Annotated in this window: 21 protein-coding genes and 5 tRNA genes; 7 read left to right on the top strand and 19 right to left on the bottom strand. The window is 61.0% G+C overall.

The features are described from left to right. Positions 1 to 162: 162 nt before the first annotated feature. A complete protein-coding gene (gene bkdR, locus INQ47_RS16620; RefSeq protein ID WP_003254485.1) occupies positions 163 to 648 on the bottom strand; it encodes a Bkd operon transcriptional regulator BkdR in 486 nt (161 codons plus the stop codon). A 198-nt stretch (positions 649 to 846) separates the two neighbouring features. Here bkdR and INQ47_RS16615 point away from each other — a divergent pair, with 198 nt between their 5' ends. From INQ47_RS16615 to lpdA, 4 genes are read left to right on the top strand one after another with little or no spacing between them, the layout of a single operon-like run. Further along, positions 847 to 2,079 (top strand): 3-methyl-2-oxobutanoate dehydrogenase (2-methylpropanoyl-transferring) subunit alpha, encoded by a 1,233-nt coding sequence (locus INQ47_RS16615; protein WP_021785143.1) that lies wholly within the window; start codon positions 847 to 849, stop codon positions 2,077 to 2,079. Between the two features lies 1 nt (position 2,080). Continuing rightward, positions 2,081 to 3,139 carry an alpha-ketoacid dehydrogenase subunit beta gene (locus INQ47_RS16610; RefSeq protein WP_252458991.1) on the top strand — a complete coding sequence of 353 codons (1,059 nt, stop codon included), beginning with the start codon at positions 2,081 to 2,083 and terminating at the stop codon, positions 3,137 to 3,139. Further along, positions 3,140 to 4,411: a dihydrolipoamide acetyltransferase family protein gene (locus INQ47_RS16605; RefSeq protein ID WP_252458992.1), complete on the top strand. Its 1,272-nt coding sequence runs from the start codon at positions 3,140 to 3,142 to the stop codon at positions 4,409 to 4,411. Positions 4,412 to 4,413: 2 nt separating this feature from the next. Then, a complete protein-coding gene (gene lpdA, locus INQ47_RS16600) occupies positions 4,414 to 5,793 on the top strand; it encodes a dihydrolipoyl dehydrogenase (RefSeq protein ID WP_252458993.1) in 1,380 nt (459 codons plus the stop codon). Between the two features lie 111 nt (positions 5,794 to 5,904). Here lpdA and INQ47_RS16595 read toward each other — a convergent pair whose 3' ends face one another. Further along, complete coding sequence (locus INQ47_RS16595) at positions 5,905 to 6,903, bottom strand: diguanylate cyclase (RefSeq protein ID WP_404702124.1); 999 nt, start codon at positions 6,901 to 6,903, stop codon at positions 5,905 to 5,907. Positions 6,904 to 7,118: 215 nt separating this feature from the next. On the opposite strand from INQ47_RS16595, the gene INQ47_RS16590 reads away from it, so the two are divergent. Both INQ47_RS16590 and INQ47_RS16585 read left to right on the top strand, forming a co-directional pair. After that, positions 7,119 to 7,646, top strand: a complete 528-nt coding sequence (locus INQ47_RS16590; protein ID WP_404702123.1) for a hypothetical protein — start codon at positions 7,119 to 7,121, stop codon at positions 7,644 to 7,646. 312 nt (positions 7,647 to 7,958) lie between these two features. Next, on the top strand, positions 7,959 to 9,341 hold the full coding sequence (locus tag INQ47_RS16585; protein ID WP_252458996.1) for an amino acid permease: 1,383 nt from the start codon (positions 7,959 to 7,961) through the stop codon (positions 9,339 to 9,341). Between the two features lie 78 nt (positions 9,342 to 9,419). Here the strand turns inward: INQ47_RS16585 and INQ47_RS16580 are convergent. The 3 genes from INQ47_RS16580 to INQ47_RS16570 form a co-directional block, all read right to left on the bottom strand. Further along, positions 9,420 to 9,496: transfer RNA gene (locus tag INQ47_RS16580), tRNA-Arg, on the bottom strand. Between the two features lie 111 nt (positions 9,497 to 9,607). Then, positions 9,608 to 10,201 (bottom strand): phosphonate metabolism protein/1,5-bisphosphokinase (PRPP-forming) PhnN, encoded by a 594-nt coding sequence (phnN, locus tag INQ47_RS16575; protein ID WP_404702122.1) that lies wholly within the window; start codon positions 10,199 to 10,201, stop codon positions 9,608 to 9,610. Between the two features lie 5 nt (positions 10,202 to 10,206). After that, on the bottom strand, positions 10,207 to 10,476 hold the full coding sequence (locus INQ47_RS16570) for a hypothetical protein (protein ID WP_252459000.1): 270 nt from the start codon (positions 10,474 to 10,476) through the stop codon (positions 10,207 to 10,209). A 69-nt stretch (positions 10,477 to 10,545) separates the two neighbouring features. Here INQ47_RS16570 and INQ47_RS16565 point away from each other — a divergent pair, with 69 nt between their 5' ends. Further along, positions 10,546 to 10,872, top strand: a complete 327-nt coding sequence (locus INQ47_RS16565) for an Arc family DNA-binding protein (protein WP_003254499.1) — start codon at positions 10,546 to 10,548, stop codon at positions 10,870 to 10,872. A gap of 107 nt (positions 10,873 to 10,979) precedes the next feature. Here the strand turns inward: INQ47_RS16565 and mgtE are convergent, their stop codons facing one another. From mgtE to aruF, 14 genes are all read right to left on the bottom strand, one after another. Then, entirely contained in the window at positions 10,980 to 12,422 is a 1,443-nt protein-coding gene (gene mgtE, locus INQ47_RS16560) for a magnesium transporter (RefSeq protein WP_252458998.1), read from the bottom strand. Positions 12,423 to 12,818: 396 nt separating this feature from the next. After that, a tRNA-Arg gene (locus INQ47_RS16555) sits at positions 12,819 to 12,895 on the bottom strand. 72 nt (positions 12,896 to 12,967) lie between these two features. Then, positions 12,968 to 13,044, bottom strand: a tRNA-Arg gene (locus INQ47_RS16550). A gap of 71 nt (positions 13,045 to 13,115) precedes the next feature. After that, a tRNA-Arg gene (locus tag INQ47_RS16545) sits at positions 13,116 to 13,192 on the bottom strand. 107 nt (positions 13,193 to 13,299) lie between these two features. Then, positions 13,300 to 13,390 (bottom strand) — tRNA-Ser (locus INQ47_RS16540). Positions 13,391 to 13,462: 72 nt separating this feature from the next. Then, the gene (csrA, locus tag INQ47_RS16535) at positions 13,463 to 13,651 is read right to left on the bottom strand and encodes a carbon storage regulator CsrA (protein WP_003254503.1); all 189 of its coding nucleotides are present in this window, start codon (positions 13,649 to 13,651) and stop codon (positions 13,463 to 13,465) included. Between the two features lie 165 nt (positions 13,652 to 13,816). Further along, on the bottom strand, positions 13,817 to 15,052 hold the full coding sequence (locus tag INQ47_RS16530) for an aspartate kinase (protein ID WP_252458789.1): 1,236 nt from the start codon (positions 15,050 to 15,052) through the stop codon (positions 13,817 to 13,819). A gap of 102 nt (positions 15,053 to 15,154) precedes the next feature. After that, positions 15,155 to 17,779 (bottom strand): alanine--tRNA ligase, encoded by a 2,625-nt coding sequence (gene alaS, locus INQ47_RS16525; RefSeq protein WP_252458790.1) that lies wholly within the window; start codon positions 17,777 to 17,779, stop codon positions 15,155 to 15,157. A 384-nt stretch (positions 17,780 to 18,163) separates the two neighbouring features. Then, the gene (gene astE, locus INQ47_RS16520; RefSeq protein WP_404702121.1) at positions 18,164 to 19,171 is read right to left on the bottom strand and encodes a succinylglutamate desuccinylase; all 1,008 of its coding nucleotides are present in this window, start codon (positions 19,169 to 19,171) and stop codon (positions 18,164 to 18,166) included. A 10-nt stretch (positions 19,172 to 19,181) separates the two neighbouring features. Then, positions 19,182 to 19,472, bottom strand: a complete 291-nt coding sequence (locus INQ47_RS16515; protein ID WP_003254508.1) for a topoisomerase II — start codon at positions 19,470 to 19,472, stop codon at positions 19,182 to 19,184. Between the two features lie 14 nt (positions 19,473 to 19,486). After that, positions 19,487 to 20,836, bottom strand: coding sequence for an N-succinylarginine dihydrolase (astB, locus tag INQ47_RS16510; protein WP_404702120.1), 1,350 nt, complete (start codon positions 20,834 to 20,836; stop codon positions 19,487 to 19,489). Between the two features lie 23 nt (positions 20,837 to 20,859). Continuing rightward, positions 20,860 to 22,323 (bottom strand): succinylglutamate-semialdehyde dehydrogenase, encoded by a 1,464-nt coding sequence (astD, locus tag INQ47_RS16505; protein ID WP_404702119.1) that lies wholly within the window; start codon positions 22,321 to 22,323, stop codon positions 20,860 to 20,862. Beyond that, positions 22,324 to 23,352 (bottom strand): arginine N-succinyltransferase, encoded by a 1,029-nt coding sequence (gene astA, locus INQ47_RS16500; protein ID WP_176685229.1) that lies wholly within the window; start codon positions 23,350 to 23,352, stop codon positions 22,324 to 22,326. A gap of 78 nt (positions 23,353 to 23,430) precedes the next feature. Continuing rightward, entirely contained in the window at positions 23,431 to 24,450 is a 1,020-nt protein-coding gene (aruF, locus tag INQ47_RS16495; RefSeq protein ID WP_012051578.1) for an arginine/ornithine succinyltransferase subunit alpha, read from the bottom strand. Between the last annotated feature and the right edge of the window lie 84 nt (positions 24,451 to 24,534).

Below are 24,534 nucleotides of genomic sequence, written 5' to 3'. Positions count from 1 at the left end.
TGAGCAGTGCTCATGACGCTTGTCCTTGTTGTTGTAGGCTGACAACAACATAGGCTGCGGGTGTTTAAAATATCAAGCAGCCTATTGGGTGGCTGTGCCGGCCTCTTCGCGGGTGAACCCGCCCCTACAGGTGGATGCGATCCTTGTGCCGGCACCGCCCCCCTACTCCCGCAAGGTCATGCCATTGGCCGGCAACGGCAACGCCGTCTTGTAGCGCACCTGCTTCAGGGCAAAGCTCGAACGAATATTGGCTACCCCTGGCAAGCGCGTCAGGTAATCGAGAAACCGCTCCAGCGCCTGGATGCTGGGCAATAGCACCCGCAACAGGTAATCCGGGTCACCCGTCATCAGGTAACACTCCATCACCTCGGGCCTTTCGGCAATTTCTTCCTCGAAGCGGTGCAACGACTGCTCCACCTGTTTTTCCAGGCTGACATGGATGAACACGTTCACATCCAGCCCCAGCACCTCCGGCGACAGCAAGGTCACCTGCTGGCGGATCACCCCCAGCTCCTCCATGGCCCGCACCCGGTTGAAACAAGGCGTGGGCGACAGGTTCACCGAGCGTGCCAGCTCGGCATTGGTGATGCGGGCGTTCTCTTGCAGGCTGTTGAGAATGCCGATATCGGTACGATCGAGTTTGCGCATGAGACAAAATCACCGGTTTTTTGTGTTTATGCGGAATGTTTATCTGCCCTGCTCAGCAAAGGCAATCAACTTGAGAGAAAAATTCTCCTGCCGGGCCACTAAGATGTAAGTGACGCTGACTTACCAGTCACAAGCCGGTACTCAGCGGCGGCCGCTTCAGAGCTCACAAAAACAAATACCCGAGCGAGCGTAAAAAGCATGAACGAGTACGCCCCCCTGCGTTTGCATGTGCCCGAGCCCACCGGCCGGCCAGGCTGCCAGACCGATTTTTCCTACCTGCGCCTCACCGATGCAGGTCAAGCCCGTAAACCCGCTATCGATGTCGATGCTGCCGACACTGCCGACCTGTCCTGCAGCCTGGTCCGCGTGCTCGACGAGCAAGGCAACGCGCAAGGCCCCTGGGCCGAAGACATCGACCCGCAGATCCTTCGCCAAGGCATGCGCGCCATGCTCAAGACGCGGATCTTCGACAGCCGCATGGTGGTTGCCCAGCGCCAGAAGAAGATGTCCTTCTACATGCAAAGCCTGGGCGAAGAAGCCATCGGCAGCGGCCAGGCGCTGGCGCTGAACCGCACTGACATGTGCTTCCCGACCTACCGCCAGCAAAGCATCCTGATGGCCCGCGACGTGTCGCTGGTCGAGATGATCTGCCAACTGCTGTCCAACGAGCGCGACCCCCTCAAAGGCCGCCAGTTGCCGATCATGTACTCGGTGCGCGAAGCCGGCTTCTTCACCATCAGCGGCAACCTGGCGACCCAGTTCGTGCAGGCGGTCGGCTGGGCCATGGCATCGGCAATCAAGGGCGATACCAAGATCGCCTCGGCGTGGATCGGTGACGGCGCTACTGCCGAGTCGGACTTCCACACCGCCCTCACCTTTGCCCACGTGTACCGCGCCCCGGTCATCCTCAACGTGGTCAACAACCAGTGGGCCATTTCCACCTTCCAGGCCATCGCCGGTGGCGAGTCGACCACCTTTGCCGGCCGTGGCGTGGGTTGCGGTATTGCTTCGCTGCGGGTTGACGGCAACGACTTCGTCGCCGTATACGCCGCCTCGCGCTGGGCTGCCGAACGCGCCCGCCGTGGCCTGGGCCCAAGCCTGATCGAATGGGTCACCTACCGTGCCGGCCCGCACTCGACGTCGGACGACCCCTCCAAGTACCGCCCTGCCGATGACTGGAGCCACTTCCCGCTGGGTGACCCGATCGCCCGCCTGAAGCAGCACCTGATCAAGATCGGCCACTGGTCCGAGGAAGAACACCAGGCCGTTACGGCCGAGCTCGAAGCTGCCGTGATTGCCGCGCAGAAAGAAGCCGAGCAGTACGGCACCCTGGCCAACGGGCACATCCCGAGCGCCGCCTCGATGTTCGAGGATGTGTACAAGGAGATGCCCGAACACCTGCGCCGTCAACGCCAGGAACTGGGGGTTTGAGATGAACGACCACAACAACAGCATAAACCCGGAAACCGCCATGGCCACCACTACCATGACCATGATCCAGGCCCTGCGCTCGGCCATGGATGTCATGCTTGAGCGCGACGACAATGTGGTGGTGTACGGCCAGGACGTCGGTTACTTCGGCGGCGTGTTCCGCTGCACCGAAGGCCTGCAGAACAAGTACGGCAAATCGCGCGTGTTCGACGCGCCCATCTCCGAGAGCGGAATCGTCGGTACCGCCGTGGGCATGGGCGCCTATGGCCTGCGCCCGGTAGTGGAAATCCAGTTCGCCGACTATTTCTACCCGGCCTCCGACCAGATCGTCTCCGAGCTGGCCCGCCTGCGTTACCGTTCGGCCGGCGAATTCATCGCCCCGCTGACCCTGCGCATGCCTTGCGGCGGCGGCATCTACGGCGGCCAGACTCACAGCCAGAGCCCGGAAGCGATGTTCACCCAGGTGTGCGGTCTGCGCACCGTCATGCCGTCCAACCCTTATGACGCCAAAGGCCTGTTGATTGCCTCGATCGAATGCGACGACCCGGTAATTTTCCTGGAGCCCAAACGCCTGTACAACGGCCCGTTCGATGGCCACCACGACCGCCCTGTAACACCGTGGGCGAAGCACCCGCACAGCGCCGTACCCGACGGCTACTACACAGTTCCGCTGGACAAGGCCGCCATTGCCCGCCCCGGCAACGACGTGACCGTGCTGACCTACGGCACCACGGTGTACGTGGCCCAGGTCGCCGCCGAAGAAAGCGGCGTCGATGCTGAAGTGATTGACCTGCGCAGCCTGTGGCCGCTGGATCTGGACACCATCGTCGAGTCGGTGAAAAAGACCGGCCGTTGCGTGGTGGTGCACGAGGCCACCCGCACTTGCGGCTTCGGTGCCGAACTGGTGTCGCTGGTGCAGGAGCACTGCTTCCACCACCTTGAGGCGCCGATCGAGCGCGTCACCGGCTGGGACACCCCCTACCCTCACGCACAGGAATGGGCTTACTTCCCAGGCCCTTCGCGGGTAGGTGCGGCATTGAAAAAGGTCATGGAGGTCTGAATGGGCACGCACGTCATCAAGATGCCGGACATTGGCGAAGGCATCGCGCAGGTCGAGTTGGTGGAATGGTTCGTCAAGGTCGGCGACATCATCGCCGAGGACCAGGTGGTGGCCGACGTCATGACCGACAAGGCCACCGTCGAAATCCCTTCGCCGGTCAGCGGTACAGTGCTGGCCTTGGGTGGCCAGCCCGGTGAAGTGATGGCGGTCGGTAGCGAACTGATCCGCATCGAAGTAGAAGGCAGCGGCAACCATGTGGATGTGCCTCAGCCAAAGCCGGTAGAGGCCCCGGCTGCCCCGATTGCAGCCAAGCCGGAACCGCAGAAAGACGTAAAACCCGCCGCGCACCAGGCGCCCGCCAATCACGAAGCTGCGGCCATTGTGCCGCGCCAGCCGGGCGACAAGCCGCTGGCCTCGCCGGCCGTGCGCAAACGCGCCCTGGATGCCGGTATCGAACTGCGTTACGTGCATGGCAGCGGCCCGGCCGGGCGCATTCTGCACGAAGACCTCGACGCCTTCATGAGCAAGCCGCAAAGCAATGCCGGCCAGGCACCGAATGGCTATGCCAAGCGCACTGACAGTGAACAGGTGCCGGTGATCGGCCTGCGTCGCAAGATCGCCCAGCGCATGCAGGACGCCAAGCGCCGCGTCGCACACTTCAGCTACGTGGAAGAAATTGACGTCACCGCACTGGAAGCCCTGCGCCAGCAGCTCAACAGCAAGCACGGCGACAGCCGCGGCAAGCTGACCTTGCTGCCATTCCTGGTGCGCGCCCTGGTCGTGGCGCTGCGAGACTTCCCGCAGATCAACGCAACCTACGACGACGAAGCGCAGATCATCACCCGCCATGGCGCGGTGCATGTGGGCATTGCCACCCAAGGTGACAACGGCCTGATGGTACCGGTGCTGCGCCACGCCGAAGCGGGCAGCCTGTGGGCCAATGCCGGCGAGATTTCGCGCCTGGCCAACGCTGCACGTAACAACAAGGCCAGTCGCGAGGAACTGTCTGGCTCGACCATCACCCTGACCAGCCTCGGCGCCTTGGGTGGCATTGTCAGCACGCCGGTGGTCAACACCCCGGAAGTGGCAATCGTCGGGGTCAACCGCATGGTCGAACGGCCAGTGGTGATCGACGGCCAGATCGTCGTGCGCAAGATGATGAACCTGTCCAGTTCGTTCGACCACCGCGTGGTCGATGGCATGGACGCCGCCCTGTTCATCCAGGCCGTGCGCGGCCTGCTCGAACAGCCCGCCTGCCTGTTCGTGGAGTGAGCATGCACCAGACTATCCAAACGACCCTGCTGATCATCGGCGGCGGCCCCGGCGGTTATGTGGCTGCCATCCGCGCCGGGCAACTGGGCATTCCTACCGTACTGGTGGAAGGCCAGGCACTGGGCGGCACCTGCCTGAATATCGGCTGCATTCCGTCCAAGGCACTGATCCACGTGGCCGAGCAGTTTCACCAGGCCTCGCGCTTTACCGAACCCTCGCCGCTGGGCATCAGCGTAGCCTCGCCGCGGCTGGACATCGGCCAGAGCGTGGCCTGGAAGGACGGCATCGTCGACCGCCTGACCACCGGTGTTGCCGCCTTGCTGAAAAAGCATGGGGTCAAGGTGGTACATGGCTGGGCCAAGGTGCTCGACGGCAAGCAGGTCGAGGTCGATGGCCAGCGTATCCAGTGTGAGCACCTGTTGCTGGCCACCGGCTCCAGCAGTGTCGAACTGCCGATACTGCCGCTGGGTGGCCCGGTGATTTCCTCGACCGAGGCCCTGGCGCCCAAAGCACTGCCGCAACACCTGGTGGTGGTCGGTGGTGGCTATATCGGCCTGGAGCTGGGCATTGCCTATCGCAAGCTGGGTGCACAGGTCAGTGTGGTGGAAGCGCGTGAGCGCATCCTGCCGACCTACGACAGCGAATTGACCGCCCCGGTGGCCGAGTCGCTGAAAAAACTGGGCATAGCTTTGCACCTGGGTCACAGCGTCGAGGGCTACGAAAATGGCTGCCTGCTGGCCAGCGACGGCAAGGGCGGGCAACTGCGCCTGGAGGCCGACCAGGTACTGGTGGCCGTGGGCCGCCGGCCACGTACCCAAGGCTTCAACCTGGAATGCCTGGACCTGAAAATGAACGGCGCCGCCATTGCCATCGACGAGCGCTGTCACACCAGCATGCACAACGTCTGGGCCATCGGCGACGTCGCTGGTGAACCGATGCTGGCGCACCGGGCCATGGCGCAGGGCGAGATGGTCGCCGAAATCATCGCCGGCAAGGCCCGACGCTTCGAGCCGGCAGCGATTGCCGCTGTGTGCTTTACCGACCCGGAAGTGGTGGTGGTCGGCAAGACCCCGGAACAAGCTAGCCAGCAGGGCCTGGACTGCATCGTCGCGCAGTTCCCGTTTGCCGCCAACGGCCGGGCCATGAGCCTGGAATCGAAAAGCGGTTTTGTGCGCGTGGTGGCGCGGCGCGACAACCACTTGATCCTGGGCTGGCAGGCGGTTGGCGTGGCGGTTTCCGAACTGTCCACAGCGTTTGCCCAATCGCTGGAGATGGGCGCGTGCCTGGAAGATGTGGCCGGAACCATTCATGCCCACCCCACGTTGGGTGAAGCGGTGCAAGAAGCCGCCCTGCGCGCTTTGGGCCACGCCTTGCATATCTGACACTGAAGCGGCCAAGGCCGATTTGGCCCGCTGCGCCGAGAGGCGCTGCGGGTCTTTTTTCGTTCAGGCCATCTAAGCCTCCAGAAAACAGCGTGCGCTCTGAGGGGCTTGTTACTCGGCAATTGCGTTCTTGCCTGTCCCCTTGGCCCTGTATAGCGCCTGGTCGGCACGCGCCAGCAGCGCGTGCTGGTCCTCCCCTTCCAGCCATTGCACCACGCCATAGCTCATGGTCAGCCGGCAATCACCCACCGGCTCCACCTGCTCCAGCACCTGGCGCAAGCGCACTGCCACCTCCAGCGCCTCCCCCAACGCGGTCTGCGGCAGCACGATGACGAACTCGTCGCCTCCCCAGCGCGCAAGCAGGTCCAGTTCGCGCAAGCAGGTGCGCAGGTTTTCGGCCACCCGCACCAGCGCCGCATCGCCACGGGCGTGACCGTAGCGGTCATTGATCGGTTTGAAATCATCCATGTCCATGGCAATCAGCGACAATGGCTGGCGGAAGCGCTGGGCGCGCTGGCACTCCAGCTGCAACGCGCTCTCCAGCCGGTAACGGTTGGCGACGCGGGTCAACGCATCGCGTTCGGCCAGTTCACGGTTTTCGTCCAGTTGCCGCTGCAACTGCTGGTTCACCCAGGACAACTCGCGAGTGCGTTCGGCCACCTGAAACTCCAGCGACTGGTTCTTCTGTTCCAGTTGAGCCACCAAGCGCTTGCCAGTGTCGATATTGCGATGCGCACCCAGCATGCGCGCCACGGAACCGTCCTCGTTATGCGCGATGATGTAGCCGCTGTCTTCGATCCAGATGTAGCTGCCATCCTGACAACGGCAACGGTATTCAATGCGGTAGCGCTCGTTGCGCTGATTGATATAGGCCTCGAAATGCGCCATTACCCGTGGGTAGTCTTCAGGATGGATCACGCTTTCCCAGGTAAATACCGAGTTGGCCATGGAGTGGCTGGCATAACCCAGCATGCTGTACCAGCCCGGGTTGCGATAAACGTAGCCAGTATTGGCATTCCAGTCCCAGATGCCATCGCTGATCAAATCGAACAAGGTGTGCAACTGCTTTTCACTGAAGCCGGCAGGTACCGGCCTGGTTTCTTGACTCATGGACACTCTCCCTGATGCCCAGCAACTGCGCTCCGATCAAGGGGCTGCCGACAGTGGTGGTAATTGCCGCAGGCGGCAAGATCATGCCTGACACGGGCAAGCATATGCCCGCCCGCGTGTAACGGAAATACCGCCAAAGCCCTGATTTCAACCGACACAGTGCTGGCACGGCTTTTGCGCTGGGTATCCGCCCACGAGATTTCCAAGGAGGAAACATGATAATCGCCCATAATGGCGTGAGCTGGCAGCCCACACTCCATCAGCCTCGGCACGCCAACGATGAACAGGCAGTGGCCGAGATTGCGCCTGTCCGCACACCAATATCCACCGCCAACACGGCGAGCCAACAGCAGAACGGAGGCAGTACCGCTCAGCAAAACGCTGAGGATGCTCGTGCAGAAGCCTTTGCCAAATTCAAGGTGATGCTGCAAAACCTGGGTTCTGCGACCACCGAGCCGGTCATCGGAGAACCACTGCCGCCCAAGACTGCCCGGCAGGAATTTCATGACTTCATGTCCAAGTCGCCTGGCGAGATGATCAAGGAAAAACTGCTGCGTGAGGTAGGCCTGACCGAAGAAGAGTACGACGCCCTGCCACCAGAAATGAAAGCAAAGGTCGACGAGTTGATCGCCCAGCGCATGAAAGAAGACATCGAGCGCAAGATGGAGGAGAAAGCGCAAGAGCAGGTCGCCAAGGTGGATGGCGAACAGGATGAAGAGCAACAAGCGGCAAGCCCGGTATGAAGGAGTGGCAGCGCTCGACTGGTATAGCGCCGCGGTTCGTCCAAGGCTCCCCGACCTGACCGGTTTGAAGGCGTCAGGTGGCGTCGATGTTCAGGTGGTGCATGGCTTCGTCAACTGCACCGCTACCGGCGCCATCACCGGCCTCAGGAAAAATCGGCAGGATGTTGTGCAGAGAATTCGTTTGAGGTCCTTGGCCTTATTGTCCAGGGTGGCAGGCTGGTAGCTATTTGCCACGCGTGGACGCAGGCGCATGACGATGCCTGCGTTGGGGGACGATGTCGGATCCCTCCAAAAATAAGAGAGGACAAGGAAATGCAATCCAACAGTTTGAAGCAAAGCCTCAAGCAGCGGCATATCACCATGATCGCGCTGGGTGGGGTGATCGGTGCAGGCCTATTCATGGGCTCGGGCTCACTGATCGCATCGGCAGGGCCCGCGGCCATACTGTCGTATTTCATTGGTGGCCTGGTGGTCACTCTGGTCATGTTCATGCTGGGCGAAATGGCCTGCCGCAACCCGGATGCAGGGTCGTTCTCGACCTACGCCAACACCTACCTCGGCGACTGGGCAGGGTTTGCGGTCGGCTGGCTGTACTGGTTCAAGTCGATGATGACCATCACCCTGGAAGCGGTACTGCTGGGTGCCATCCTGCATGACTTCCTGCCCTGGCTGCCGATCTGGGCAGGCGCCTTCCTGATGCTGGTGACACTCATGGCCAGCAACGCCTACTCGGTGCGCTCGTTTGCCGAAGTAGAGTACTGGCTGGCCGCGATGAAGGTCGCCACCATCCTCATCTTCATGCTGCTGGGCGTCTCGATCCTGCTCGGCCTGCACAGTGAGATTCCCGCCCCCGGCCTGGTCAACCTCACCGCCCATGACGGTTTCATGCCCAACGGCCTGTCACCGGTGATGGCCGGCGTTATCGTGGTGATCTTCTCACTGGGCGGCAGCGAAATTGCCGCTGTGGCCGCGGGTGAATCAGAGAACCCCCGACAGAACGTGATCCGCGCGATCAAGAGCGTGATCCTGCGTGTGATGCTGTTCTACGTAGGTTCCGTGTCGATCCTGATCCTTTGCCTGCCCTGGACCGACAAGGCCAACCTCGCCTCGCCCTATGTTTCGCTGTTCAGCCTGGCCGGGTTCGGTGGTGCTGCAGTGGCCATGAAGCTGGTGCTGTTCGTCTCGTTCATGTCGGTCATGAACTCGTTCATGTTCTCCAACTCGCGCATGCTGTTCTCGCTGAGCCAGCGCGGTCACGCGCCCAAACTCTTCTCGCGCACCAGTGCCAAGGGCGTACCGATCAATGCACTGCTGCTGAGCCTGTCGATCTGCACGATGATCCTGACCGTGCACTTTGTCAGTGGCGGCGACCTGTTCATGACCTTGGCCAAGAGTACCGGCAGCCTGGTCATGGTCGTATGGATCTTCATCATCATCGCCCACGTGGCCATGCGCAGGAAAACCCGCCACGAAGCGGTCGCCCCAAACGCCTTCCGTGCCTGGCTGTTCCCCTACACCAATATCATTGCGCTGTTCGCCTTGCTGGCAGTAATCGGCACCCAGGCGTTCGACCCGGCATCGCGTTTCCAGTTCTGGTTCACGGTGCTGACGGTACTGCTGGTGGTGGCGGGGTACTTCCTGATGCGTCAGCGGCTGGCCTCAAGCGCGGCGTTATGCCACGAACGTGATGCATGACAGCGCTGGCCAAGCGAAGATGCTGTAGCAGCACGGCGGCGACAAAGGCGACGGAGACAATGATGGGAATGACAAGAATGGCGTCCCAGGCAGGAATTGAACCTGCAACCTTCCCCTTAGGAGGGGGATGCTCTATCCAATTGAGCTACTGAGACGCTACGACCGGCAGCGAACGCTGCACAGCGGGATGGCCAGCATGTTAACCAGCATGCTGGCGTTTGTCATGCCTGAACTGGGCTTTTTCGCGTAATCCTTTTCTGCGGCTGTTATCCCCGCGGTAGCACGCCCTGATTGCGCAGCAGCGAAAGGAATGCAACGACCGCCGCCTCCAGTGTGGAAGAATTATCCAGCACAAGCACCGACGGGTCGGCTGCAGCCTGCAAGCGTGCGCTGCGCGCCAGGCGCTGCTCCACTTCTTCTGTGGTTTCCCGGCCCCGGGCCAGCAAGCGCTGGCGCAGCACCTCAGGCTTGACCTGGACCAACACGACCAACAAATCCGGATAGCGCTGACGGGCCTCTGCCAGATAAGCCCGCGAGCCGTTCACCAGCACCGCCCTCCCCGCCGCCAACCACTGGTCCACCTGCCGGGGTATGCCATAGTCCAGGCCATTGGCCCGCCAGTGCATGGCAAAAGCACCCTGCGCACGCAGGGTATCAAACTGTTCGGGCGTGACCCCTTGGGCAGCTTCGCCTTTGGCTTCGGCCGAACGGGTGATGACCCGGCGGGCAATTTCTACCCCAGCGACGGCCAGTTGCTCACGCGAAGCGTCGATCAGGGAATCTTTCCCGGAACCCGACGGCCCAACCAGAAATATCAACCGGCCCGTCCCTGATCGGCGGTCGCTTGCGTCATGTTGCATAGCCACTATGCTCTATGGAGAGAACCGGCGCATTCTAGGGCTTTTCCGGGCATTTTTCTGCGTTTTACCAATTGTTGACGGCAAAAGACTGACGGCCAGGCTAGCCAGAGCATGTAAAACTTTTCAAACCAGTGCTCATTTCTGATAATTGGTACTGGCATAAAGCCTTTATCCGGCTCACTATTTGTCACATAATTGACGCCAAGCAAACGGCGACCATGAGGCAAGATGAGCATCCATTTTTCACTGGCGGTTGAACATTTTGTCGTCGCCACGGTCGTACTTCCATCCCGTGCGGCCAATTTGAGAACCGCTTCCCCTGAACCAAACTCTGGTCAATTTATATGCGCCCAATGAAACAGGCTATTTATTCGAGCCGCACCGCTGACAAGTTCGTCGTCCGCCTGCCAGACGGAATGCGTGAGCGCATTGCCGAGGTAGCGCGCAACCACCACCGCAGCATGAACTCCGAGATTATCGCACGCCTGGAACAGAGCCTTATCCAGGAAGGTGCGCTAGGTGACGAGCTGAGCATGCGCCTGGATAGCCCCGAGCTGTCCCTGCATGAGCGCGAATTGCTGCAGCGCTTCCGCCAACTGTCCCATCGCCAGCAGAACGCCCTGGTCGCCCTCATCGCTCACGATGTGGAAATGGCCGCCGACGCCTCCTGAGGCCTGCTGCGAACACGAAAAAGCCAGCGCAAGCTGGCTTTTTTGTGGGCGACTGATTGGCAGCAATGACATTTCCCTGTGGAATTGCTCCCACAGGGAGGATCGGCTTACAGCAGGAACAGCGTAGCCAGCCCAAGGAAGATGAAGAAACCGCCGCTGTCGGTCACAGCAGTGATCATCACGCTCGCCCCCATCGCAGGGTCGCGCCCCAAGCGGGCCAAGGTCATCGGGATGAGCACGCCCATCAGCGCCGCAAGTAACAAGTTCAAGGTCATCGCTGCAGTCATCACCACCCCCAGCGACCAGCTGCCATACAGCCAGAAAGCCACCGCACCAATCACTCCACCCCAAACCAGGCCGTTGATCAGCGACACCGCCAACTCCTTGCGCATCAAGCGGCTGGTATTGCCTGGCGACACTTGGTCCAGGGCCATGGCGCGAACAATCATGGTGATGGTCTGGTTACCAGAGTTGCCACCAATACCCGCAACGATCGGCATCAACGCAGCCAACGCTACCAGCTTTTCAATCGAACCTTCGAACAACCCGATCACTCGTGAAGCAACAAAGGCGGTAATCAGGTTGATTGCCAGCCACGCCCAACGGTTGCGTAACGAACGCCAGACCGAGGCGAAAATATCCTCCTCTTCACGCAGACCCGCCATGTTGAGGACTTCGGTCTCGCTCTCCTCACGGATCAGGTCGACCATTTCGTCGATGGTCAGACGGCCGATCAGGCGTTCGCTCTTGTCCACCACCGGGGCGGATACCAGGTCATAACGCTCGAAAGCCTGCGCTGCATCGTAGGCATCTTCCTCGGGCTGGAAGGAGACAGGGTCGGTCGCCATGACCTCCGCCACCTTCTTCTCCGGGTCGTTGACCAGCAGGCGCTTGATCGGCAATACCCCCTTGAGGATGCCGTCGTAATCGACCACGAACAATTTGTCAGTGTGGTTGGGCAGTTCTTTCAGGCGACGCAGGTAGCGCAGCACCACTTCCAGGCTGACGTCTTCGCGGATGGTGACCATCTCGAAGTCCATCAACGCACCGACCTGCTCCTCGTCGTAACTCAGCGCCGAACGCACCCGCTCGCGTTGCTGGGCATCGAGGGTGTCCATCAGCTCGTGAACAACGTCACGCGGCAGCTCTGGGGCGAGGTCGGCCAGTTCGTCGGCGTCCATCTCCTTGGCGGCAGCCAGCAGCTCGTGATCGTCCATGTCGGCGATCAACGATTGGCGAACCGAATCGGAAACTTCCAGCAGAATGTCGCCATCGCGCTCCGAGCGCACCAACTGCCAGACCGTCAGGCGATCTTCCAGGGGCAAGGCTTCGAGGATGTAGGCGATGTCGGCGGGGTGCAGGTCATCGAGCTTGCGCTGCAGCTCGACGAGGTTCTGGCGGTGGACCAGGTTTTCCACCAGGTCATTGTGCGCGCCTTCCTGGCGATGGGTCAGGTCTTCGACCATGCGCTGGCGCTGCAGCAGTTCGACCACCTGGGCCAGGCGATCCTGCAGGCTTTCTTGCGCTTTTTTAACTTCTACTTCAGTCATAGGCGAACTCCACTCCCAGCAGCGGAGCACGCCGAGGGAATCAATCGGTCAGATCTTTCTGTATGAATCGTGTTAGCGAGTAACTACTGGGTAAGTCCATGGTGGTTTTCCACAAGCCCCGGCGGGGCTGACGGGCGCAATCATACACTGCTAAAGCTGTCAGATCGCTTAAATTTTTGGCCAGAACAATCGTTTGCGTGATAAAGCTGGGACAACGCTCGAAGCTATCAGTGCGACGGTTGTTGTGGATGAGAAAGCACATTTGATTTTTGAGGCCGCATAGCGGCTCCAAGCTACACCGCAATCATTACAGAAGAGCGTAGATCGACATGATCAAGAATTCATTGGCGCACAAACAAAAAGCCCGCTCTATTGAGCGGGCTTTTTGATGGGGTATGGCGGACTCAGCAGGATTCGAACCTGCGACCGCTCGGTTCGTAGCCGAGTACTCTATCCAGCTGAGCTATGAGTCCGTGGTGGTAGTTTTAGACCAGATTACCACTGGTTGACTGAAGTAGCTTTGCAAGCAGAACCACTTCAAAAAGTGGCGGACTCAGCAGGATTCGAACCTGCGACCGCTCGGTTCGTAGCCGAGTACTCTATCCAGCTGAGCTATGAGTCCGCAATTGGTATTTTTAGACCAGATTACCACTGGTTGTTTGAAGTAGCTTTTAAGCAAAGCCACTTCAAAAGTGGCGGACTCAGGAGGATTCGAACCTCCGACCGCTCGGTTCGTAGCCGAGTACTCTATCCAGCTGAGCTATGAGTCCGTGTCTTGCCGCGCATTATAGGTCGCTGAAACATTTTTGCAAGAACTTTTTTCGTTTAAAATCAACTACTTAGCGTTCTTACCGTTTACAGCGCCCTAAGCGAATAATGGCGGTGAAGGGGGGATTCGAACCCCCGATACCCTTATGAGGTATACTCCCTTAGCAGGGGAGCGCCTTCGGCCACTCGGCCACCTCACCGCAACACGAGGCGAATATTAAAGAACCTCTTTCACCTTTGCAACCCTTTTTTTGAAAAAAACTTCAAAAAAATTAAAGGCTTGGCTCTTCATCCTTCTCCTTCTTGATCCGCAGGTAGATTTCCTCGCGGTGAACTGCCACTTCTTTCGGGGCGCTCACGCCAATACGCACCTGGTTGCCTTTGACGCCAAGCACCGTCACGGTGATCTCGCCGTCTCCAATGATCAGGCTCTCGGCGCACCGACGAGTCAAAATCAACATAGCTTTCTCCTTACGCAAAACATTCAGGGGTAACAGTCTTGGATATCGGGCCGGGTCGCGGACGACGACCATGGCCCTGGTACTCGCCGCACAGGGCAGGACAGGGCCTGCGCGGCGAGCAGAAACGCGAAGGGCGCGGCAAGCCGCGCCCTTCCAGGCAGCGCCTTACTCGCCCTGTCGGGCAGGAGTATCCAGATCGAACGCGGTGTGCAGCGCGCGTACGGCCAGCTCCAGGTACTTCTCTTCGAGCACCACCGAAACCTTGATCTCGGAAGTGGAGATCATCTGGATGTTGATGCTCTCCTTGGCCAGGGCTTCGAACATGCAGCTGGCAACACCGGCGTGCGAACGCATGCCGACGCCAACGATCGAGACCTTGGCGATCTTGGTGTCGCCGATCACTTCACGGGCACCGATTTCGCGTGCAGTGTTTTCCAGCACGCTATGCGCCTTCTCGTACTCGTTGCGGTGCACGGTGAAGGTGAAGTCGGTGGTGTTATCGTGCGCAACGTTCTGCACGATCATGTCGACTTCGATGTTCGCAGCGCTGATCGGGCCGAGGATCTTGAAGGCCACGCCCGGGGTATCCGGCACGCCGCGAATGGTCAGCTTCGCTTCATCACGGTTGAAGGCGATACCGGAAATGATCGGCTGTTCCATGGATTCCTCTTCATCAATGGTAATGAGGGTACCCGGACCCTCCTTGAAGCTGTGCAGCACGCGCAGCGGAACGTTGTACTTGCCGGCGAACTCCACCGAACGGATCTGCAGCACCTTGGAGCCGAGGCTGGCCATTTCCAGCATCTCTTCGAAGGTGATCTTCTCCAGGCGACGAGCCTGTGGCACGACGCGCGGGTCGGTGGTGTAGACACCATCGACATCAGTGTAGATCTGGCACTCATCAGCCTTCAGCGCCGCCGCCAGGGCCACGCCTGTGGTATCAGAGCCGCCACGCCCCAGGGTAGTGATGCTGCCGTGCTCGTCGACGCCCTGGAAACCTGCAACCACAACCACGCGGCCTTCCTTGAGGTCGGCACGAATCTTCTGGTCATCGATTTGCAGAATGCGCGCCTTGTTGTGCGAGCTGTCGGTGAGAATACGCACCTGGTTGCCGGTGTAGGACACCGCTGGCACACCACGCTTGATCAAGGCCATGGTCAGCAGGGCAATGGTGACCTGCTCACCGGTCGACACGATCACGTCCAGTTCACGAGGAACCGGGTTATCGGTAATCTGCTTGGCCAGGTCGATCAGACGATTGGTTTCACCGCTCATGGCCGACAGCACAACCACCAGGTCGTCGCCCGCCTCACGGTGTTTCTTGACCTTTTCGGCTACCTGCTCGATCCGCTCGATGGAACCGACAGAGGTGCCGCCAAATTTCTGTACGATCAACGCCATTTCAATGGTGCCTCAGCCCATACAGGGCCCCAAAAAACAATCCAACATGAAGGGGTGGACGGGAGTGGCCTGTGTGGCCACTAGACCATCCACCCCATCATCTCAAAGTCCCTGCTCTGCGAATGGCACGGCCAGCGCCAGGGCCTGGTCCAGGGCGGCGACGTCGACGCCACCACCCTGTGCCATGTCCGGACGGCCACCGCCCTTGCCACCCACCGCCGCAGCGGCTTGTTTCATCAGATCGCCAGCCTTGAGTTGGCTGGAGAGGTCCTTGGTCACGCCGGCCACCAGCACAACCTTGCCCTCATGCTCGCTGCCCAGCAGGATCACTGCGTGGCCGAGCTTGTTCTTCAGCTGATCGACCAGGGCCAGCAGGGCCTTGCCATCCTGCCCATCCAGGCGGGCGGCGAGGACCTTGGCACCCTTGACCTCAACAGCCGCATTGGAGAGATCATCCCCGGCGGCGCTGGCGGCCTTGGCCTGCAGCTGTTCCAGCTGCTTTTCCAGCTGACGGTTGCGCTCAAGCACAGCCGACAGCTTGTCGATCAGGTTGTCGCGGTTACCCTTGACCAGTTGTGCGGCTTCCTTGACCTGCTCTTCGGCAGCGTTCAGGTAGGCCAGCGCAGCGGCACCGGTTACGGCTTCGATACGGCGCACACCAGAGGCCACGCCGCCTTCGCTGATGATCTTGAACAGGCTGATGTCACCGGTGCGCTTGGCGTGGATACCGCCGCACAATTCCACCGAAAAATCACCGCCCATGCTCAGCACACGCACGGTGTCGCCGTATTTCTCGCCGAACAGCGCCATTGCGCCTTTGGCCTTGGCAGTTTCGATGTCGGTCAGTTCGGTTTCAACCGGGGTGTTCTTGCGAATCTCGCGGTTGACGATGTCTTCCAGCTGCTTGATCTGCTCCGGCTTCACCGCTTCGAAGTGGCTGAAGTCGAAACGCAGGCGCTGGCTGTCGACCAGCGAGCCCTTCTGCTGTACATGCTCGCCCAGCACCTGGCGCAGCGCTTCGTGCAGCAGGTGAGTGGCGGAGTGGTTCAACGAGGTAGCGTGTTGCACCTCTGCATCGACCTTGGCCTCGACTGGCGAACCGATCACCAGCGCGCCGCTGGCAACCACGCCGTGGTGCAGGAAGGCACCGCCGGTCTTGGTGGTGTCGCGCACGTCAAAGCGTGCAGCGCCAGCCTGCAGGAAGCCGGAGTCGCCAATCTGGCCGCCGGATTCGGCGTAGAACGGCGTGCGGTCGAGCACGACCACGCCCTGCTCGCCTTCACCCAACTGGTCGACGGACAGGCCGTCCTTGTACAAGGCGATGATCTTGCCTTGGCCTTCAGTGGCATCGTAGCCGAGGAACTCGGTGGCGCTGTCGACTTTTACCAGGCTGTTGTAATCCATGCCGAAGGCGCTGGCGGAACGGGCACGCTCACGCTGGGCGTCCATTTCACGCTCGAAGCCGGCTTCGTCGATAGTCAGCTCACGCTCACGAGCGATGTCGGCAGTCAGGTCCATCGGGAAGCCATAGGTGTCGTACAGCTTGAACACCACGTCGCCCGGTACCACGTCGCCTTTCAGCTGGGCCAGGTCTTGCTCAAGGATGCGCAGGCCCTGCTCCAGGGTTTTGGCGAACTGCTCTTCTTCGGCCTTGAGCACGCGCTCGATGTGCGCTTGCTGGCTCTTCAGCTCTGGGAAGGCTTCGCCCATTTCAGCGGCCAGTGCGGCAACGATCTGGTAGAAGAAGCTGCCCTTGGCGCCCAGCTTGTTGCCGTGACGGCAAGCGCGGCGAATGATGCGGCGCAGCACGTAGCCACGGCCTTCGTTGGACGGCAGCACGCCGTCGGCAATCAGGAAACCGCACGAACGGATGTGGTCTGCGACCACTTTCAGCGAGGCCTGGCCGTCATTGCTGCAACCGATGGCCTTGGCTGCGGCAGCCAGCAGATTCTGGAACAGGTCGATCTCGTAGTTCGAATGCACGTGCTGCAGCACGGCACTGATGCGCTCCAGGCCCATGCCGGTGTCCACCGACGGCGCTGGCAGCGGGTGCAACACGCCGTCGGCGGTGCGGTTGAACTGCATGAAAACGTTGTTCCAGATCTCGATGTAGCGGTCACCGTCTTCTTCTGGCGAGCCGGGTGGGCCGCCCCAGATATCCGCACCGTGATCGTAGAAAATCTCGGTGCATGGGCCGCACGGGCCGGTATCGCCCATGGTCCAGAAGTTGTCGGAGGCGTACGGGGCGCCCTTGTTATCGCCGATGCGCACCATGCGCTCGGCCGGCACGCCGACTTCCTTGGTCCAGATGTCGTAGGCTTCGTCGTCAGTGGCGTAGACGGTGACCCAGAGCTTTTCCTTGGGCAGGTTCAGCCACTGCTCGGACGTCAGGAAGGTCCAGGCGAAGGTAATGGCGTCGCGCTTGAAATAATCGCCGAAGCTGAAGTTGCCCAGCATTTCGAAGAAGGTGTGGTGACGCGCGGTGTAACCGACGTTTTCCAGGTCGTTGTGCTTGCCACCGGCACGCACGCACTTCTGGCTGCTGACAGCACGCGTGTAGGCGCGCTTCTCCGCACCGAGGAAGCAGTCCTTGAACTGGTTCATGCCTGCGTTGGTGAACAGCAGGGTCGGGTCGTTGTTCGGGATCAGCGAACTGGAGGCGACTCGGGTATGTCCCTGCTCTTCGAAGAAGCGAAGGAAGGCTTCACGGATTTCTGCGCTTTTCATAGGTTCTTCCACGGAAACGGCGGCCCTGTTGGGCAAACGCGTCGACGAAACGACGGCAAAGGGCCGCATTATATCGGTCCTGCAGTCTCGATGCAGTGTGTTTATACGATAGAAGCCATCGTTTGGACGGTTTTTCGGGCTATGCAAACGAAAACGACATGACCGGATGCTAAATCCTGTGTTTCGCCACTGGCAAGCCAATTACCGCTTAAGGGAGGGGAAAATGGAACAGGCGGTGAATTAAAAGGTTTTCATCATGGATAGGATCCGAAACTGTGTCGCCTGTTGCGCGGGTAAACCCGCTCCTACGGGCACGGCGCCACATTGAGACCTTGCACATATCTCGTGGGAGCGGGTTTACCCGCGAAACAGGCGACACCGGTCTCACCCCAGGTGCTGCCCCGAATCCGGCACGATCAGAATACCGGCGCGCAAGCCATTCTTGACCTTGGGGTTGGGGAAGATGATGCGTGCCCCCTCCTCCTCGACCACCCAGCGCATCTCGGCCAGGTCTTCAGCCAGCAGGTAGCCCTTGCTGAGCTCGGAGAAGTTTTCGATGTCCGCCGGCAGGTGCAGGTGGAAGCTGTCGCTGTGCTTGATGATTTCGCGGGAAACCCTGAACAGCTGCAGGCCATCCAGCGAACTTTCGTCCTCTGGTTCGGTAGCCTCAATGATGCGAATCAGCCGCTCTTCGAGCTTGTCGAGGTTCACCTGCTCGTTCTGGCCGAACGGACGGGCCTTGCCCAACTCCAGGGTAAAGGCTTCAGCCTCAAGCTGTTCGTAGGTGAAAGCGCTGAAGGTGATGGACGACTTGCTTTGCAGCAACACCGCTTCCATACCTGCCGCCGCCAGGCGCGCCAGTTCGCGACGGGAGTGCTTGCGCCCCTCTTTATAAGGGTACAAGGCGAATTGCTCGATCTTCGAACCGCGGATGGCGGTATGCAGGTCGTAATGCAGGCGGTTGCGCTCCGGCTTGCTGAAGAATACCCGGGCGAACTGTTCCAACTCGGCAGCACGCAATGCTTCAAAACCGCTGGACAGCTCATGACGGCCATTGAACAAGCGGTTGATGTCCTGTTCGATAAAACGCTCGCCCTTGCGGATCGCCGCAGGGTTGCCGAACAGGAACAGCACCCGTGCCCTGGGTTTGATCTTGCCGTTGGCCACGCCGTGCAGCAGCCGCTCGAGCAATTCGATCGGCGCTGTTTCGTTGCCATGAATGCCGGCGGACAACAGCAAGTCCAGCCCGCAATCTTCGCTTTCGGCCGGTCGCACTTCGAGCGCGCCCTCCCCCAGCCACCGTAAACGCGCGCCCTTGGGTGTCACTTGGGTCTTCTCGGCCGGTTCGTGATCGGTGAGGGTCAGCTCAAGCAATTTGCCAAGGGCGAGCATAGGTGCTTCCTTAGTGGTGGTGACCGCAGTCAGGGCCATGAACGTGATCGTCGTCTTCGCCAAGCTCTGCCGGTTCCATTTCCAGCTGCAGGCTGACCAGGTTGGTGGCCATCGGGCGCAACAGCAAGTTGGCATACTCGGTGTCGTCTTCCTCGACATCCACACCGATCAGCAGCTGGCCACGGCCATCCTGCTGAATCCACACTTCCTTGCCTTGCCAGACCACAGCAAAGCGGGTGCAGGAAGTTTCCAGCTGGGTGCCGTCTTCATCTTCGAGGATCAGGCGCAAGGCGTCGGTCATTACAGAGTCTCTCTTCAAGGTTGGCGTTGGAACGGATACACCGAGCCCAACTTCAGGATCTGGGTCAATTCGTCCAGTGCCGTACGGCATTCCACCAGCAGTTGCGGGTCAGCCAGGTCTGCTTCGCCAAGGCGATCGCGGTAGTGCCTGTCGACCCACTGCAGCAGCGTGTCATACAGCGAGGCTGTCATGATAACGCCTTGGTTGACCGCCGCCAGTTCCGATTCCTTCAAAGCCACGCGCAAACGCAGGCAGGCTGGGCCGCCGCCGTTTTGCATGCTCTGCTTGAGGTCGAACACCTTGACCTCCTTCACCGGGCCTCCCTGGCTGGTCAACTGGCCGAGATAGGCCCAGACCCGCTCGTTGTTGCGGCATTCTTCCGGCACGACCAACAGCATGGAACCATCGTCGCGGCTCAGCAGCTGGCTGTTGAACAGGTAGGAACGCACCGCGTCCTCCACCGCTACCGCGGCCCTGGGCACGCAGATGGCCTGGAAGTTGCCACCCTTGCTGGCCAGTTTAGCTCGCAGCTGCCCAAGCACCGCGTCGGTGTCGAGAAACGCGTCCTCGTGATAGAACAGCACTTCGCCGTTACCCACCGAAATCACATCATTGTGGAACACACCCTGGTCGATCACCGCCGGGTTCTGTTGAGCGTAGACCACACCGTCATCGCTCAGGCCGTGCAGCCGGGCCACAGCCTGCGAGGCCTCCAGGGTTTGCCGGGCCGGGTACTTCTGTGGCGCCGGGTAACGGCTGTCGAAAGCGCTGCGGCCGTAGACAAAGAACTCCACACCTGGCTCGCCATAGGCGCGGCAGAAGCGCGTGTGGTTGGCCGCACCCTCATCACCGAACTGTGCCACGGCAGGTAGTGCGGCGTGGTGGGCAAAGTGCTTCTCGTTGTTGAACATGGCGCCCAGCACACGACTGGTAGTCGGGTGCTCGATGCTGCGGTGATATTTGCAGTTGAGGTTGGCGGCGGTGAAGTGCACACGACCGTCAGCCGTGTCGGCACTCGGGCTGACTGTCGCGGCGTTGGCCACCCACATGCTTGAGGCCGAGCAACTGGCCACCAGCAACGGCATGGCATCGCGGGCGGCGCGCTGGATGACTTCAGCATCGCTGCCACTGAAACCCAGGCGGCGCAGCGCGGCCACGTCCGGGCGCTCCTGTGGCGCCAGAACACCCTGCTTGAAGCCCATGTCGGCCAGCGCTTTCATCTTCGCCAGGCCCTGGCGCGCCGCCTCACGCGGGTTGGACCCCTGCTGGCTGTTGCTCTGCGAAGCCACGTTGCCGTAAGACAGGCCGCCATAGTTGTGGGTGGGCCCCACCAGGCCATCAAAATTCACTTCATAGGATTTCATCGGCTAGGCTCCGTGACCTGTTGTTATAGGGTGATGCCCGGCGTCAGGGTCGCCGGCAAGGCAAGGCTGGCGGTCTCCAGCGAAGCCACGGGGTAAGCGCAGTAGTCGGCCGCGTAATAGGCACTGGCGCGATGGTTGCCACTGGCACCCACGCCACCGAACGGCGCGCTGCTGGCAGCCCCCGTCAGCTGTTTGTTCCAGTTGACGATGCCGGCGCGGCTGCGCAGCCAGAAGTACTGGTAGCGGGCGCGCGAATCAGACAGCAAACCGGCAGCCAGGCCATACTGGGTATTGTTGGCTTCATCGATGGCAGCATCGAAGTCGGCGTAGCGGATCAACTGCAGCAGCGGGCCGAAAAACTCTTCGTCCGGGCGGTCAGCCACGGCGGTGACATCGACAATGCCCGGGGTCAGCAGTGCGGCATCGGCCTGTGGCTGGGTCATTTCCAGCAGTTTCACGCCACCTTTGGCGGCCAGTTCGGCCTGGGCCGCAAGCAGCACCCGAGCCGCCTGCAGCGAAATCACCGAGCCCATGAAAGGCGCCGGCTGCTCATCGAACGCCCCCACCGTGATGGTTTTGCACACCTCGACCAAGCGCGCGATCAGCGCATCGCCCCAGGCGCCTTGCGGCACCAGCAGGCGTCGCGCGCAGGTGCAGCGCTGGCCGGCGGAAATGAATGCTGACTGGATAATGGTATACACCGCCGCGTCGAGGTCCTTGACCTCGTCCACCACGAGCGGGTTGTTACCCCCCATTTCCAGGGCCAGGATCTTGTCTGGGCGCCCTGCGAACTGTTGATGCAGCAGGTTGCCGGTGCGGCTGGAGCCGGTGAAGAACAGGCCATCGATACCTGGGTTGGCGGCCAGCGCCACACCGGTTTCGCGTGCCCCCTGCACTAGGTTCAGCACACCCGCCGGCAGGCCGGCAGCAATCCAGCAGTTGACGGTAAGCTCAGCAACCTTGGGGGTCAGCTCGCTGGGCTTGAACACCACGCAGTTGCCTGCCAGCAGCGCCGGCACGATATGGCCATTGGGCAGGTGCCCGGGGAAGTTGTAGGGGCCGAACACCGCCACCACACCGTGAGGCTTGTGCCGCAGAACAGCCGTGGCATCGGCCAGCGGACCACTCTTTTCGCCGGTACGCTCGCGGTAGCTCTGTACCGAAATCGCCACCTTGTTGACCATGCTGGTGACTTCAGTCGCAGACTCCCACAGCGGCTTCCCGGTTTCCTCGCCAATGCATTGGGCCATGGCTTCGGCATGCACTTTCAGCTGCGCGGCAAACTTCTCCAGCACATCGATACGTGCCTCCAGGCTCAACTGCGCCCAGGCCGGGAAGGCCTGCCGCGCCGCCTGCACAGCAGCGCCGACCTGGCTGGCGTCAGCGCCCTGCCCTTGCCAGATCACGGCCTGGGTCACCGGGTTGAGCGACTGCAGGGTTTCACCCTGGCCAGCCTGCCAATTGCCTGCGATGTAATGCGTGGTCATTTACTGGGCCTCCCGGCTGGCCGACAGCGGCACCGCGCGCACATTGTCGCCGACGCCCATGCGCAGTCGCTTGGCGGTCAACGGGTCGACCACCAAGGTACCGGCGGCCAACCGTGCAGGTGCAGCAGTGATACGGCAGTCGTCGCGCTTGCGGTTGTGGATGATGAAAGGGGTCGCGTCATCGCCCGGCGTACCTATCGCCAGCACCAGGGTCTGGCTCTCGCGCACGGCGCGGATCTTGGCAGTGTCACACTCGATGGCCGGGCCGGCGTCGAAGATGTCGACGTAGCCCTGATAGTTGAAGCCCTCCTGCTTAAGCATGGCCAGCGCCGGCTCGGTGTCTTTGTGCACACGGCCGATCACGTTGCGCGCTGCCTCGGACAGGAAGCAGGTGTACAGCGGGAACTTGGGCATCAGCTCGGCGATGAACGACTTGTTGCCCACGCCGGTGAGGTAGTCAGCCTGGCTGAACTCCATCTTGAAGAAATGCCGGCCCAGGCTTTCCCAGAACGGCGAACGGCCCTGCTCGTCAGACATGCCGCGCATTTCGGCAATGATCTTCTTGCCAAACAGCTCCGGGAACTCGGCAATGAACAGCATGCGCGCGCGCGACAGCAGGCGGCCATTGAGGCCGGAGCGGTGGTCGCTGCGCAGGAACAGCGAGCACAGCTCGGAGTTGCCGGTCAGGTCGTTGGCCAGGAACAGCGTCGGGATTTCGCGGTAGATCTTCAGCTCCTGCGAGGCGCTGACCGTCAGGCCGACCCGATAGTTGTACCAAGGCTCACGCAGGCCGACGGCGCCGGCGATGGCACTGATGCCCACCACCAGACCTTCGTCGTTTTCCAGCACGAACAGGTAATCGGTGTCACCACGCTCCGCTTCGCCACGGAAGCTTTTTTCCGCCCAACCAACACGGTGCCCGAGGCGCTCTTCGTTGGCCGGCAGCGTGGTCAGCCCGGTGGTGCCGGTGCTGCGTGCCAATTCGATCAACGCAGGCAAATCGCTGCTGCGTACAGGACGAACGATCATGCTATCTCCTTGTGCGGCGGCATCGGCCGGCGCAAAACTCTGCTAACGCATCAATCCCGAAACGTCTGTTGCCAGACCTCAAACCGCGACCAGGCGCACGCTGGCGCCCTCGCCCACGCCCAGCGCGTCGGCTGCAGCCACGCTCAGGCTGACCGGTTTGCCAGGCACCCAGTCCAGGTCCAGCAACACCGCGCGGTAGTCTTGCAACAGGCCGTTGCACACCAGGTACGGGCGCCCGCCCTTGGCCGGGGCCTCTTCGATCTTCACCGGGACCACCCGGCTCTGAGCGATCGAGCGGATGCCAGAGGTGCGCGCATGCAGGGTCGGGCCGCCGTCGAAGATGTCGATGTAGTGCTCGGTCTCGAAGCCTTCGCGCATGAGTATGTCGAAGGTGATCTGTGCCCGCGGATGTACCTGGCCCATGGCTTCCTGCGCCAGGTCTGGCAGCAACGGCACGTAGATCGGGTAATGCGGCATCAGCTCAGCGAGGAAGGTACGGCTCTTCAGGCCGCACAGGCGCTCGGCGTCGGCATAGTTGAGGTCGAAGAAGTTGCGGCCGATGGCGTCCCAGAACGGTGATTCACCCTGCTCGTCGCTGAAGCCGACGATCTCGGTTACCACCGAATCGGCAAAGCGCTCCGGGTGCGCAGCCATGAACAGCAGTCGGCCACGCGAATTGAGCTCGGCCCAGCCACTGTTCACCAGTTCCGGTGCTACATAGAAACTGGTCAGCAGGCTGTTGCCAGTCAGATCGTGACACAGCGACAGCACATGGATCTTGTTGTGTATCTTCAGCTCGCGCGAGGCGTGCACGAATGTTTCGTTACGAAAACTGTAGAACGGCTCGGAGTAGCCGGCCGAAGCGACGATGGCCGAGCAACCGGCCAACTTGCCTGTTTCGCTGTCTTCGAGCACGAAAAAATAACTCTCTTCGCCGTTGAAGCTGACCTCGGCGGCGAAGGATGTCTCGGAGGCGGCAATCTTGTCGCCGAGACGAGCGGTGTCGTCCGGCAGCGAGGTGACACCAATGGGGCTGTCTGCAGCCATGCGCTGCACGTCGTTCAGATCAGCCATTTGCGCGGGGCGCATCACCAGCATGGTGTCACTCCTTTGGAATACGGGCCGTTCACAGCGGCACGAAAAAACGGCAGGCACCCAGGCACCTGCACTGGAATCGGGTAT

Origin of the sequence: Pseudomonas sp. 3HC3 (assembly GCF_044904505.1) — a bacterium.
Classification (GTDB): domain Bacteria; phylum Pseudomonadota; class Gammaproteobacteria; order Pseudomonadales; family Pseudomonadaceae; genus Aquipseudomonas; species Aquipseudomonas putida_Y.
This window is presented reverse-complemented; position numbering and strand designations above follow the sequence as displayed.